Origin of the sequence: Aequoribacter sp., from assembly GCF_965659035.1 — a bacterium.
Taxonomy (GTDB): domain Bacteria; phylum Pseudomonadota; class Gammaproteobacteria; order Pseudomonadales; family Halieaceae; genus Aequoribacter.
Window position 1 is genome coordinate 1 of sequence record NZ_CBFHWH010000017.1, and the last position, 14,010, is coordinate 14,010.

The window sequence follows — 14,010 nt, forward strand, 5'->3', positions numbered from 1 at the left end:
ATTCGGCCGAAATCAAAGGCGTCGTCGACAATTGGCATAAAAAAATCCGTGGTGCTGAGAATGGCTTGACCATTGCCGATGTTCATGGCGGCGGCATCGTCCTTGTGATCATTGCCTACCAATAGATTTGGGTGACTGATTCCTGCGCTACGCTCTGTACTCGCTTTTAAAATTTTATCGAGTACGTCTGGCGCAATTTTGCAGCCGCATCCTGCCCCGTGGCTGTACTGCGTGAGTCTGATTTTTTCTTTATCCACGTTGCGTTCCTTGCGGCAATTCACCTCATCATACCGCGATCTTGATATCGGTAAAGGGTTTGAAGAATTGTGACCGTTTTGTATGGAATGTGCGGTACGCATTTAGACTAAAACCGTGATAGTCTATGTTAACTTGACAGTAAAACTAGGCGGCGAAGCACCGCTTGTGCGTGATAAGGGATCCCAACATGACGAGCACCCAAACAAAACTGACTTTTGCTAAGCGTATTTTAGGCGCATTAACCACTCTGGTTCTTGTTGCCTGCGGGGGCGGAGGTGGCGGTGCTGGCTCAGGTGGCGGTTTTTTGCCCGATAACAATGGAACGCCCACTCCGTCTTACACGCTGACGGTATCAGGCAAGAGTGCTGGCGGCACGGCAACTAACGAGTTCTCTGCCTCCAGCCCCCTGACAATTGAGGTGCTGGTAGAAGATACTTCGACCAATACCGCGTCAGTTGTGTCTGGGGCCGTGGTGGAGTTGGAATCCACGGTTGGAACAATTACGCCTGCGAACGCCTCGGCGTTGACCAATGCTTCTGGTATTGCGGAATTTACCTTGGGGTTTAATCAGGAAGAGGGCGCGGGAACAGTCACCGCCAGGTATGTAGTCGATGGAACAACCTATAGCGGTACCTTCAATGTTCAATCAATTGTCGAGCCCACGAACGAGCCCGTCATCACACTGAGCCTTGCGGCCACTAACAGCACCGGCGATACGGTAACAACCCTGTCACAACGCTCGCCAGCAACGTTGACCGCATCTTTTTTGTCTACTCTTGACGGTGCGGCGACACCCATCAGTGGCGAGCTAGTAACGATTACCACAAATGTAGGTGATGTTAGCCCTAGCAACAATACCGCGCTGACCGATGTCAATGGTGATGCGGTTTTCACCGTCTCATTTAATGGCACTGAAGGCGCTGGCTCGGTCGGTGTTACTGCGTCCTTGGACGGCGTGGCGTACACCGATACTCTGAATTTACAAGCCCAAGACACTGGCGCACCCTACGAGATTTCAATTCAAATCGTGAACGAGAGCGACGTGCAGACTAATGTGTTGTCCTCGTCGCAGCCACTGACAGTACAAGCCTTGGTTCGTCGCATTGATGGTGGGTTGTTCATCCCGGTAGGTGCAGGCGAAAGTGTCCAGCTCGCGACTACTCTCGGTAGTATTGCCGGTAATGGTAGTGCGTTAACAAACGCGCAGGGCATAGCTTCTTTTGATTTAACCTTCGATGGCACGGTAGGTGCGGGTAGCGTGACGGCAAGCTACGACAGTGCTGAAGGTTCGGTAACGAAAGTCAGCAATATCCAAGCGGTCGCCACAGCTACGGGCTACACTCTAGATCTCGTTGCAATTCCCGCGGCGGGCATGGACGCCAACACTTTCGCGCAAGGTGCCCCGATTACCCTTCGCGCAACCTTGGCCTCGCCAACAAGCTCGGTGGCGAATCAAGCTATCGCACTAAACACCAGCGTGGGTCAGGTGAGTCCGGCAAATGGAGTCACCTTGACGGACGCAAATGGGGTCGCGATATTTGAAGTGGCTTTTAATGACGTTATTGGTGCCGGAGTTGCGACCGCGACATTCAATCCAATAGGCGGTGCCATAGGTACTTCAGTCAACTTAGAAGCTGTTGTGGCAGATCCAACGGCTGGATTAGAAGTTTCGACTTTTGCAGATGACGGGTCGGTTACCACGGAATTCGCTGTAGGCTCGCCCATGACAGTGCGAGTCCAATTAACAGACGGCGTTGGTGCGGCGGCTCTGAAAGCGGGCGAGATCATTAATTTGAGCAGTAGCATAGGAACGCTTAACGCGGCATCAAAACTCACTGACAGCAATGGTGTTGCAACGTTCGAGCTTCGCTCGGAGGGTGTTGTGGGTGCCGGTACTCTAGAAGCGACGTACCAAACCGATCTTGGTTTAGTACGTGCACAGCAAACAGTTCAATCTATCGCCTCCGAGCCCTACGTGCTCGATTTGGTCGCTGCCGGTGGCCCCATGACTTTGGGTCAAGACATTCTCTTAACAGCGACATTAACAGCGCCAAATGGCGTAGCGGCTTCAGGTCAGATTCTAAACATTGCAACTGATCTGGGTGTTCTGGATAAAGCCTCAGCAGTCACCGATGGCTCCGGCAATGCAGTATTCACGCTCAGCTATAACGACGTGGTAGGCGCGGGCGTGGTGACGGTGAGGTTTACCTCTGGCAGCGAAACCTTCACGAGCTCCGCGGTGGTTGAGGCTGAGTCCCCAACGGCGCCAAGCTTAGCCCCGTTGGTCCAAAACCAAGCGGGTGTTGCTACTCGAACTTTGAGCTCAGTTGAAGATTTGGTGTTTGAAGTGGCCGTGCGCGATCGTCAGGGTAACTTGGTGGGGGCAGGCGAAGTAGTTTTTGCCTCTACGTCAATCGGTACTCTGGTAGGTAACGGATCGGCACTGACCGATGAGTTCGGTGTTGCCCGCTTCACTCTGCAACATGACGGCACCGTTGGTGCGGGTGTTCTGACGGCGAGTTATAGTCTGGATGGGCAGACTGTAAGTGTTCAACGCACAGTGGAATCCGTTGCGACGAATCAAAATTACACCTTAACTCTGGACGCTACCGTTGATGGCGCGAATTTTAGTGCCCTCAGTGATTTAGTTGTTAACGTCACCTTGGCCTCAACGACTGGCGCCGAAGTCGCGAATCAAGCCATTACCCTGACTTCTGATATCGGTGCTATTGCTGGCAACGGTCGCGCACTGACCAATGGTGCCGGCGTGGCTTCATTCGTCGTATCGTACAACGATATTTTGGGTGCGGGTATAGTAACGGCCTCCTTCACAACCAATGATGGGACTTTGACTGATAGTGCAAATGTCGAAGCTGTCGATGTGAGTAACAATTTCGGTTTAGATTTCAATTTGAGTGATGCTTCAGGAAGCTTCTCTCTGGCAGAACCGCTGACAGTCCAAGTTCAATTAACCGACGGGCAGGGTGATCCGCTTGCAACTTCAGGCGAAATCATCAATTTAAGTTCCACGATTGGTAGCCTAGATGCTGGCTCTAAACTGACCGATGCTAGCGGTATAGCGACCTTCGTGTTGTCGTCTACAGGTGCAATCGGTGCAGGTACTATCGAGGCAACCTATGGCAGTGATTTGGGTGTGATCAGAGCACAACAAACCGTCCAATCGGTTTCCACAACCCCCTATGTCATCACGGTAACCTCTGCTGGCGGTCCCATGACTCTCGGTCAGGATATCACTCTTACTGTCAATTTAGAGCAGCCAAATGGGACACCGGCTGTGGGCGAAATTGTGACCCTCCAAAGCACAATAGGCTCGTTGAACAAGACCTCAGCTCTAACAAATGGCTTGGGTGACGCGGTATTTGTTCTGTCCTATGCCGATCAAATTGGTGCGGGAATTGTGACAGCAAGCTTCAATTCTGGCACCGAGGTGTTTAGCAATACCGCGACAGTGGAAGCAGTTGCGCCGGCGGGTCCGACGGTCAGCATAGCGACGACGGTGGGTGGTGTTGCGAGCACGCAGTTCGATGCGGCGTCTGACATGACGGTCGTTGTGACGGTAGCTGGTAGTGCGGACTATGCGGTATCGGCGGGCGACACGGTGAGCTTGGCAAGTACGATCGGTACGGTAGCGGGCAATGGTACGGCTCTGTTGGTGGATAACGCGGGTAACCTTGAAGCGACCTTCACGGTGAGCAGTGATGGCACGGTGGGTGCGGGTACTTTGACGGCGTCGATTGATGTGAGTGGTACGGTGTTTGATAGCCAGCGCAACGTTCAAGCGGCGGCGACGGACACGAACTTCCAGTTGACGCTGTATCAAGCGGACGGTACGACAGCCTTGAACGGTTCGAGCCTGAGTGCGGCGAGCCCCTTGAGCTTTGTGGCGACCTTGGAAGACATCAGCACGGGTGCTGCGGTTGCAGTAGCCAACGAATTGGTGAGCGTGAGCTCAACGATTGGTAGCTTGAACCAAGCGAGTGCGTTGACGGGCGGTACGGGCGAAGCAAGCTTTGTATTGAACGCAGCGGGCGTGATTGGCGCAGGTGTTGTGACGGCGACCTTTGAGACGAGCCTGGGTACGGTGACCGCGCAAGCGAACGTATCGGTGACCTCGGACTCGGCGGTGAGCTACACCGTTGCGATTGGCAATGGCAGCAACGGTTGGGTATTCAGCGATGCCAATCCTTTGACCTTGGGTGTGACGGTTGCGGCGACAGACGCTTCTGACCTGTCCGGTCAGTTGGTTACGTTAACGACCGATTTGGGTACGGTCGTGGGTAACGGCACGGCGGTACTTGCGGATATTGCGGGCGTTTATACTGCGAGCTTCACGGTGGATTACGCGAGTGTTGTGGGTGCGGGTACCTTGACGGCGTCGTTTACGGCAGCGGGTGAGACGTATGTGGATACGCAGTCGATTGAAGCGACGAGTTCAGAGGCTTATACCTTAGGTATTACGCCGGACGTTGCCCAAGTGACCTTGGGTACACCGATGACCTTGACGGTTAGCCTAGACGATGCGGCGGGTAATCCTGTAGCGAGTCAAACGGTAAATCTGGCGAGTACGATTGGTAACTTGAACCGCACCAGCGGTGTGACGGATGCGGCGGGCGAGACGGACTTTGTGTTGAGCTACGGTGGCGCGTCGAGTGATGGTTTGGTGACTGCGACGTACCAGGTGAACGGCAATACCTACACGCAGACCTTGCGTGTTGTGGTTGCGGATACGATACCTGCGACGGTGAGTATTGCGACGACGGTGGGTGGTGTTGCGAGCACGCAGTTCGATGCGGCGTCTGACATGACGGTCGTTGTGACGGTAGCTGGTAGTGCGGACTATGCGGTATCGGCGGGCGACACGGTGAGCTTGGCAAGTACGATCGGTACGGTAGCGGGCAATGGTACGGCTCTGTTGGTGGATAACGCGGGTAACCTGGAAGCGACCTTCACGGTGAGCAGTGATGGCACGGTGGGTGCGGGTACCTTGACGGCGTCGATTGATGTGGGTGGGGAAGTCTTTAGTGCAACCAAAGGTATTGAATCACTGGGCGCTCCTTACGAGTTATCTGCTCTTACCTTTCTGGACTCAACTTCGGCAGCGCTGGACAATGCAATTGTCTCTTCGGTCGCACCTTATCGCTTGATTACGGCGAGTGTTACTTTGACTGATTTAGGCGGGAATGCACTGGAAAATCGCTTGATTCAATTCGTGAGCGCAAAAGGTCAGTTGACCCCCATTGATGGTTATGTGTTGACTGATGCCACAGGTGTTGCTCAGGTAACCATTGCCTACACCGATGATATTACCTCTGGTATTGGCGAACTGAGTGCAAGTTATGTTTCGGCACTGGGTACAGTATCGGTAGTGGCTGATGTACAAGCGGTTGCACCTAATTTGTTGATAGGAACGATTGATGGCATCAACTTTACTGAGGCGGATCTTGCATCAACCCCAGCTTCGGGTAGTTTGGTGAACCAGGGCTCCGCGGTGTTGCAATTGGATATCGTAAATTCGGATTTGGATATTACTAATGCGAGTGATGCGGATCGGATCAAGTCAGCCCAGGTTGTGGCCTTTAGCTCGTACTGCTTGGATAACGGTTTAGCGACGCTATCCCCTGCGAGTCCGATCACTACCAGCTCAGGTCAGGTAAGCGCGACTTACACGGCAGGCGCTGGTTGCACTGGTGATGACGAGGTGATTGCTACGCTGCAGTTTGGTGGTAGCGCGACTGCTCAGACTGCATCGCAAGTACTGACCATTGCCGCAGCCGTCGAAGCTGTGTCGATTGAGGCCGTCGATGTGACTCCTACAACGCTGGCCATCGCTGGTACGGGGGCCCTGAGTAACGTGTCTGAAACGGCGGTAGCGCAATTCCGTGTAGTCGACGGTAACGGCTCACCGGTTCAAGGCGAGACGGTCAACTTCTCTTTGTCGTCTACTGTAGGTGGACTGGCGTTGAGCGCACCATCTGCCGTCAGTGGTTCAGATGGTTTGGTGAGTGTTACCCTAAACTCAGGTAACGTACCCACCAGCACATTGGTTACGGCTGAACTAAATTCGACAGGGCAGCTCATTTCATCGACTCTCGTGACCGTGTCGACCGCGATTCCCGATCAAAATTCGTTCACGATTTTCTCGGACAACTTGTCGGTGTCACAGGCTTATCCTGCTGTGAATCAAACATCGAATATCTCCGTCCGTCTGGCTGATCGCTACAATAACGTGGTGCCCGATGGTTCAGTTGTTTACTTCACAACGGAATACGGCGCCATTGACGCGAGTTGCTCTATCGTCTCGGGCGAGTGTTCGGTGGTGTGGCGCTCGCAAGCGCCTAAGCCAATCGGTAGCAATTTATCGACGGTGGATTGCCCTGACTACGATAACGACGGGGATGGAACGGCCAACAACGATGCGCTTGGTACTTTCGATCCGTGTCCCTCATCTCTCAGTATCGAGCAGGGCTCTCGAACTACAATCTTAGCGACAACCACAGGTGAAGAAAGCTTTTTGGATGTGGATGGCGATGGTTTGATGAGTGATTTCCTGAATGAATTCATCGATGCTCAGCATGATCTTGGCGAGCCTTATTTGGACGCGAACGAGGATGGTGCCTACCAAATCAATGAGTTCTTTGTGGATGACGATAGTTCCGGTTCTCGTGAAGACGGAGACAATCTCTATACTGGTATTGGCTGTACCGCGGCGACTTTGACCAGTGGTGAATGTACCGGAACGACGTTGTCTGTCTTTGATAACATCTCGCTGATTTTATCGCCTTCGGACAATCTCTATATTGCCCTAGTTGATATAGGCGCGACACCTGATTTGTCGGTCTTGGTTGAACCCGGCGTCGACACCGTGGCGGCAGGTAGCTACGTGGCGTACTTTTCGGATCAGTACAACAACCAGCCGGCAAATGGTGCGACCATCACGGTAAGCGCAACGGGAGATTGCTCGATCGTGTCACCGACCACATTTACAGTGCCAAACAATAATGCAGCAAATGCCTACCGAATCGGTATAGAGATTGCGTCAGTGGCAGCAACGGCGGGTGCTGACACTGTGAGTGTCTCCATTGCTAACCCGGGTGCGGCGACGGTGACCCAGACCTTCACTTGTATCCCCTAGGTATTGATAGTCTTGCTGTAAGCCGAGCTCAATGCTCGGCTTTTTTTGGCGCGAAAACTTCTGCATCTGTGGTAGCATCTGCGGCATGAAGACACCGCACCCACAACAGGAATTCCACAAGCTCGCCTACCTGAAGGCGCTCGGTATTCAGCCTCTGGTTTTGATGCGTCAGCCAGTGTTTGGCACGATATTGCCCAGAGCAGTGCCGATAGCCAGTGAAGTTGCTTTGGTATCTAGCGTATCTTCGGATGCGAATGCAATGGTTGTGGAGTCTAGTGCCAAACAGGTGGATGTTTCGGGTGCCAATCCTACAGCCAGCTTAGCAGCCGTGCGTGAATCGTTGATGGGCAACCAGACTCGATCCGGTACGGCGGATACGCAAGCTCCAATGGTGCCAGATGTGCAGCCCCAGGCCTCCGAGGTCGTTAAAACAGTCGCACTTGACACACGACAAAGCGACGACCAAAGAATTAAGGCTGAAGAAATACCGGTTCCTGAAAGTGCCAGTGTCAGCACTAGTCCAAGTCCAACCGGCACGGTCTTGCCCTCTAAATTTACGGCGCTCGTTTATGCGCATGCGCACGTCACCTTAGTGGCGGTGGGCGCACAATTGCAGGCCCAGCACTGGGCATTGTCGAAGAATATCAGTTTAGCCTGTCATGCAGCGAATTCTAGCCAGTCAGATGCCGCAGCCTTACCCAGCGTGCTGGAATTTCACTGGCCAATACCGGGGGTGCCCGCTAATGAGCCTGAGGCAGCGAAATCCGCTTTTGCAGGTTTTTTAAGTAAGCACACGGCCCAGAGCGATAGGCGAGTTTTATTGCTCGGTGATTTAAGCCAACAACTAGCGCAGGTGTTTGTCCAGCATGCCGCAGACAAGCAGATCCTAGCCGGCCCTAGTCTTGACGCCATGCTTGGGGATCAATCCCTTAAGCGTTTATTGTGGCAAGATTTGATCGTCAACGGATTCGCGTGAGTCTGATCTTAGCTCAAGCGGGGCTATCGGATCTTGAGGCTCTGGCAAATCTTGCGAGAGAGTGCGGCGAGTCGCGCTGGACTGAAGAAACGTTTTACCCCGCGTGCAGATCGGATGAAAACGAGATTGTGCTGGTACTAAGAGATGCGTCAGCTATAGTAGCCTATGCCGTTATGGCCAGAGAGTATGAGAGCTGCGCGCTATACAATCTTGGCGTCAATCCTGATAAGCGCAGACAAGGCCTTGCGGCACGACTGTTGGCGGAAGGACTCAGGTGGGGCCAGACGCAAGGCTGTGACCGCTGTTTGCTCGAAGTGCGTGCCTCAAATGCCGGCGCTATTCGCTTGTACGAGAGCCTAGGTTTTGTTCAAGACGGCCTGCGAAAACGCTATTATCCCAACCCCGACGGTAGCCGCGAAGATGCGGTGCTTATGTCTAAGCAATTGGAGACACAATGAGAGTGCTTGAAACACAGTGGTGGCGTCTTGGTTTGCCCGATGAATGGAATGCCGAACAAGACGACGAAAGTATTCTGATTACCGACCGAGATGAGGTGGGTACTATCGAGATTAGTCAATTATTAGCTGAGCCCGGCGAAGCGCAACCGAGTATTGAAGAACTGGCTAAGTTGAACGCCGAGCACGATAACTTAGAGTGGAGTAGCTGTTGTTGCGGCGATTTTGATGGGGTGGAAACTGTTTATCTGGAGGATGGCGCTTCGATTCGCGAGTGGTGGTTGCGTGCTCAAAGTTTAACTCTGTTTGTGACCTACGTCTGCGATGAAGAGAACCGAGGTCTTGATGACGCCATCGTCGACGAGATCTTAGATGGTCTAGAGCTGGTTGTTGAGTCGCTTAACGAATAACGCCGGTCACGCGAGCGCGTTTGCTACCTGCTTCGACCGCTCCTTGTGTGGTTTGTTTATCGGCAAAATGCTGGTCTAGTCTATTTTTCAGGGCGATAAGTAGGCCTGTGAAAATAAACGCGCCGGGTGGCAATACTGCTAACAAGAACGGCTCGTAGTCGTCAAACACGACCCAACGCCAAGTTGCCGCCTGGGATCCGAATAACAACTGCATATCTGCGAAGAGGATACCTGTGCCTAACAGCTCTCGAATCGCGCCCAACACAACCAATACCAATGCGAAACCGAATCCCATCATCAAGCCATCGTAGGCGGCAGGTAACATAGCATTTTTACTGGCAAATGCCTCGGCTCGTCCGAGGATGGCGCAGTTAGTCGTAATCAGTGGTAAAAAGATGCCTAGAACCTCATAAAGTTCGAAGCTGTACGCTTGCATCAATAATTCGGTACAAGTAACGGCCGAGGCGATAATGAGCACGAAGACCGGAAGTCGGATGGCATTACTGACGATGTTGCGAACCAGTGATACCGATACGTTAGATACCACTAACACGAATAAAGTCGCCAGACCTAGGCCAAGTGCATTGGCGATATTGGTGCTGACCGCCAGCAGAGGACATAAACCCAGTAGTTGAACGAGCGCGGGATTGTTGCTCCACAGGCCCTTAAATGTAAGGTCTTTAAGGTCACTCCGCATAGGTGGGTCCTTTTATCGGGTTTGTTGGAGCTCCCAGTTGGCTTATGAGTTTTGCCCTTATTGAATCTTCAGTGAGTGTAATATCACTCAATCCGTCAGGTAACGGCGCTTCGAACAGCGTCTCATAGTTGTCTCGAGCGTACAGCAGGGTGCCATATACGGCCTGGATCACGGCGCGGGGTGTGATGGTGGCTCCGGTAAATTGATCGAAAGAGCCGCCGTCTTTTCTTACTGCCCAAGCGCTTGCTTGTGTATCCGAGAGCGATTTGCCCAAAAAACCGTCAATCCAGGGTGATTTGTTGCGCTGTATTTTATCGCCAAGTCCAGGCGTTTCTTTATGGGCCAGGACCCTTACGCCGGTAATGGCCAGTGTGTTATCGACACCGACCAGTAAATCGATGTCGCCGCTGTATCCCTCGGATGTTCGGATTGGAACGATGATCCCTACCACTATCCCATTGCTGAGGGCGCGCAGGATTTTTGTTCCCGAAGCAATGAACCGAGTGCCAGTGGCGCTAGAGACCAAGAAGCTCTCATCGAGAATGGGGTCGAGGTAATAGTTGGGCGGCATGACTTCAGCCAGTGCTTGGGCTCTGGCTTTGGCTTTGGCTTGAGCGATGGGTTCCGCGGTGTTAGCTTGAGTGAAGGCTAGAACGAAAGCGCAAATAGCCGCGAAGCCGGCCAGGGCCAAACTATGCTGAATAACCGACCGAGCCATCATTTTTCGCTGTCCCGCGCTTGTTGTCCGTAGGGCTTAGGTTGAGTGTAGTAGTCGATGAAGGGCGCTGCAAAATTCATCAGTAATACCGCAAACGCCACTGCATCAGGGTAAGAGCCCCAAACACGAATGCAGTAAACGAGCAGTCCCACCAGTGCGCCAAAAATTAAGCGCCCTAAATTAGATGTCGCGCCAGAAACCGGGTCAGTGATGATAAAAAAAGCGCCCAACATGGTGGCGCCGCTTAACCAGTGGAATAGTGGCGAGCCACCGCTCGCGGACGATCCGCCGTCATAGAACAGGGCACTCATCAAACCAAGCGCAGCAAGCATGCCCACCGGCGCATGCCAGTTAAAGATTTTTTGCTGTAAAAGCCACAAACCGCCGGCTAGAAACGCCAAGTTAATCCACTCCCACCCTACGCCCGAGAAACGACCAAATTGTGGATATTGTTGCCAAAGCGCGCTAACCATAAGACCGTCATTTTGTCTCATGAGGTCCAAAGGCGTCGCCATGGTGACAGCGTCGTAGGCCTGGGAGCCCATCGCGGCTAGAACACTATCCCAAATCCCTGGGGTGGTAGCCAATGAGCTTGGCGCGGTCCACTGTGTCATATGGACAGGAAACGAAACCAGCAAGACGACGTAACCGACCATAGCGGGATTGAAAGGGTTATTCCCCAGACCGCCGAATACATGTTTGGCCAGCCCAATGGCTGCTATCGTACCAATCGCGATTAACCACCAGGGTGAATAGGGCGGTAGGGCAAGTGCCAGTAGTACAGCGGTTACCACTGCGCTGTAGTCTCTAAGAGAGCGTAAGACTGGGTGATCGCGCATGCTCAGACATAATGACTCGCACAGGACGGCACTAACGCAGGCGACGAGCATATTGGTGAATACACCGGGTCCAAAAAAATGCGCCATGGCGATAATACCTGGCACCAAGGCCAGTAACACTCGGAGCATGATTTCTTCGGTGGGTCGAGCAGCACGTAGGTGCGGTGACGACACTTGTTGCAGCATCATTCTGAGCCCTCCTGTGTCTGTGCTTGTTTAGCCTGCTCGCTCGCCAAGAGACGCTCTAGGCGCTGAACACTAGCGGAAAGAGCTGTGAGTACTTTTTCCTCTTTACCACTGACCTGCGCCTGCTCTAAACCAAATTTTGCGCGCTCTAGCTTGGCTTTGAGTTCCTCAATTTTGCCACTGACTGAACCAGCTTCGGCGCTTTGCTGCAGTCGAGCTTTTTTCGCTTTCGCTCTCTCTATTGCAGCCTGAACCGGGTCTTCCTCGCCAGCAAAGCGAGAGTCTTGCTCTGCCTTGGCCTTCGCCTCGGCTTTACGCGCAGCGCGCGTTGCTTCACGCTCCGCAGCGTCTCTCTCTAAACGCGCCTGACGCGCTTCAAAGCGAGTTTTGGCGATGTCAGCTTGACGCTGCTCGATGGACTTTTCTTTGATCTCGGCTTTCGCGGCTCGGTAAAATTGGACCAAAGGTAAAGCACTTGGGCAGACGTAAGCACACGCGCCGCACTCGATACAGTCGGCTAAATTATGGGCGTTTAGTTGCTCATGGTTTTGACTTTTAGCATACCAATAGAGCTGTTGTGGCAGCAGTGACGCGGGGCAGACGTCGGCGCAGTGCCCGCATCGGATACAGGGTTGGCTTTGAGTGTCGCTTGCGAGCTCAGTTTTGCTGGGTGCAAGAATGCAGTTTGTTGTTTTGACAATGGGCACACTCAGATCGGGTAGGGTGAAGCCCATGAGAGGGCCACCCATAATGACTTTTTGGCTTTGTTCTCGCGAATAGCCCCCGTGCTGCAAAAGATGTTCGACGGGTGTTCCAAGTCGCACTTCGTAGTTGCCTTTGCGGGTAATACAATCACCCGTCAGTGTCGTAATGCGCGATATTAGGGGTTGCCCATGTAAGACCGCTTGCGCAATCGCTGCGGCGGTTGCGACATTCTGGCACACGATGCCAAGGTCAGCTGGAATCCCGTCTCGGGGCACTTGCTTGCCCGTTAGTAGCTCAATGAGTTGTTTTTCACCGCCCGATGGATACTTGGTGGGAATGCTTATGATCCTCCAGTCTCGATTTTCACAGGCAGAGCGAACGGCCTCGGTAGCCTCAGGTTTATTGTCTTCTATGCCGATTAGTACTTTCTGTGCACCGGTGATGTGCTGCAAGATGTTGATACCTTGCTCTAACAAATCACTTCGCTCGCGCATAAGTCGATCGTCAGCCGTGATGTAAGGTTCGCATTCCACACCGTTAATGATGAGCGTATCTATGGCGTCACTATTTAGCTTGTAAGCGCTGGGGAAGCCCGCTCCGCCAAGGCCGGCAATGCCTTGGTCGCGGAGGAGCCCCAGTAGTTTGGTCGTCTCATAGGTCTGCCAATTCGGGTGAGGGGTGGCCGATGCTGACTCGTCGTGCCCGTCTGTTTCAATGACAATACAGGTATCACTCAGGCCCGATGGGTGAGCCACTATCTGTGGTTCGATGGCTACAATATAGCCCGAGCTCGAGGCGTGGACGGCGGCGCTTAAGGGGCCGTCGGCGTGGGCAATAAGTTCCCCTTTCAGCACTCGCTGGCCAACACTAACTGCCGGTTTAGCAGACGCGCCGATGTGCTGTGAGACGGGTAAAATCAAATAGGATGGCAGAGGTGCAGTTTGAATCGCGGAAGTATTCGATTCGTTTTTGTGTTCTTCAGGGTGTATGCCGCCGTGAAAACTGTAGCTAACGTTCATACAGCATTACCATGGAGTTTATCTGTGGCGATTATTGATGTCTGGTGTGGCAAGGGCCATGACCAGTTTTGCAGTGTTGTGGGTAGTTCGATCATGTCGATGCAATCGACAGGGCAAGGTTCGACGCAAAGGTCACACCCAGTACATTCGCTGGCAATGACCGTGTGCATAAGCTTTGCGGCGCCGAGAATAGCATCCACGGGACAAGCCTGAATACATTTGGTGCAGCCGATGCACTCGTCTTCGTGAATGTAGGCCACAGTTTTTGGTTTTTCAACGCCGTGTTCAGCATCGAGTGGCAGCGGTTCAAGATTCAGCAAATCAGCCAGTTGATGGATCGTCGCTTCACCACCTGGCGGACATTTGTTGATCGCCTCACCGGCTACAATGGCCTCCGCGTAAGGGCGGCAACCGGGGTAGCTGCACTGTCCACATTGAGTTTGGGGCAGCAATGCATTGACCTGATCGACCACGGGGTTACCTTCGGTCTTGAACTTGATTGCGGCAAAGCCCAGTAACGCCCCGAAACCTCCGCCTAGGGCTAACAGCGCCGCGATGGCCCACCATAAGTTGTTGAGTGAAGCGCTGTCCATA

General features: G+C 53.2%; 9 protein-coding genes and 1 pseudogene. 4 read left to right on the forward strand and 6 right to left on the reverse strand.

All coding sequences use genetic code 11. From position 1 onward, the window contains the following. Positions 1-257, reverse strand: a pseudogene (locus ACTF5Z_RS04585) (selenide, water dikinase SelD); the annotation flags it as partial. A 188-nt stretch (positions 258-445) separates the two neighbouring features. Between ACTF5Z_RS04585 and ACTF5Z_RS04590 the strand changes: the two are divergent. The 4 genes from ACTF5Z_RS04590 to ACTF5Z_RS04605 all read left to right on the forward strand — a co-directional run bounded on the left by ACTF5Z_RS04590 (position 446) and on the right by ACTF5Z_RS04605 (position 9,252). Then, entirely contained in the window at positions 446-7,411 is a 6,966-nt protein-coding gene (locus ACTF5Z_RS04590) for a hypothetical protein (protein WP_438984675.1), read from the forward strand. Positions 7,412-7,496: 85 nt separating this feature from the next. Next, positions 7,497-8,387, forward strand: coding sequence for a hypothetical protein (locus ACTF5Z_RS04595; protein WP_438984676.1), 891 nt, complete (start codon positions 7,497-7,499; stop codon positions 8,385-8,387). Next, positions 8,384-8,845, forward strand: coding sequence for a ribosomal protein S18-alanine N-acetyltransferase (gene rimI, locus ACTF5Z_RS04600; protein ID WP_438984677.1), 462 nt, complete (start codon positions 8,384-8,386; stop codon positions 8,843-8,845). Before ACTF5Z_RS04595 ends, rimI begins: the two co-directional genes overlap by 4 nt. Then, positions 8,842-9,252 carry a hypothetical protein gene (locus tag ACTF5Z_RS04605; protein ID WP_438984678.1) on the forward strand — a complete coding sequence of 137 codons (411 nt, stop codon included), beginning with the start codon at positions 8,842-8,844 and terminating at the stop codon, positions 9,250-9,252. The genes rimI and ACTF5Z_RS04605 overlap by 4 nt, the downstream gene beginning before the upstream one ends. Here ACTF5Z_RS04605 and ACTF5Z_RS04610 read toward each other — a convergent pair. The 5 genes from ACTF5Z_RS04610 to rsxB are packed head-to-tail and all read right to left on the reverse strand — an operon-like array spanning position 9,242 to position 14,009. Further along, positions 9,242-9,949, reverse strand: a complete 708-nt coding sequence (locus ACTF5Z_RS04610; protein WP_438984679.1) for an electron transport complex subunit E — start codon at positions 9,947-9,949, stop codon at positions 9,242-9,244. The genes ACTF5Z_RS04605 and ACTF5Z_RS04610 overlap by 11 nt on opposite strands. Next, entirely contained in the window at positions 9,939-10,670 is a 732-nt protein-coding gene (gene rsxG, locus ACTF5Z_RS04615; protein ID WP_438984680.1) for an electron transport complex subunit RsxG, read from the reverse strand. The genes ACTF5Z_RS04610 and rsxG overlap by 11 nt, the downstream gene beginning before the upstream one ends. Further along, positions 10,667-11,695, reverse strand: coding sequence for an electron transport complex subunit RsxD (gene rsxD, locus ACTF5Z_RS04620; RefSeq protein WP_438984681.1), 1,029 nt, complete (start codon positions 11,693-11,695; stop codon positions 10,667-10,669). The genes rsxG and rsxD overlap by 4 nt, the downstream gene beginning before the upstream one ends. Then, a complete protein-coding gene (gene rsxC, locus ACTF5Z_RS04625) occupies positions 11,692-13,416 on the reverse strand; it encodes an electron transport complex subunit RsxC (protein WP_438984682.1) in 1,725 nt (574 codons plus the stop codon). The genes rsxD and rsxC overlap by 4 nt, the downstream gene beginning before the upstream one ends. Then, positions 13,413-14,009: an electron transport complex subunit RsxB gene (gene rsxB, locus ACTF5Z_RS04630; RefSeq protein ID WP_423849958.1), complete on the reverse strand. Its 597-nt coding sequence runs from the start codon at positions 14,007-14,009 to the stop codon at positions 13,413-13,415. The genes rsxC and rsxB overlap by 4 nt, the downstream gene beginning before the upstream one ends. Between the last annotated feature and the right edge of the window lies 1 nt (position 14,010).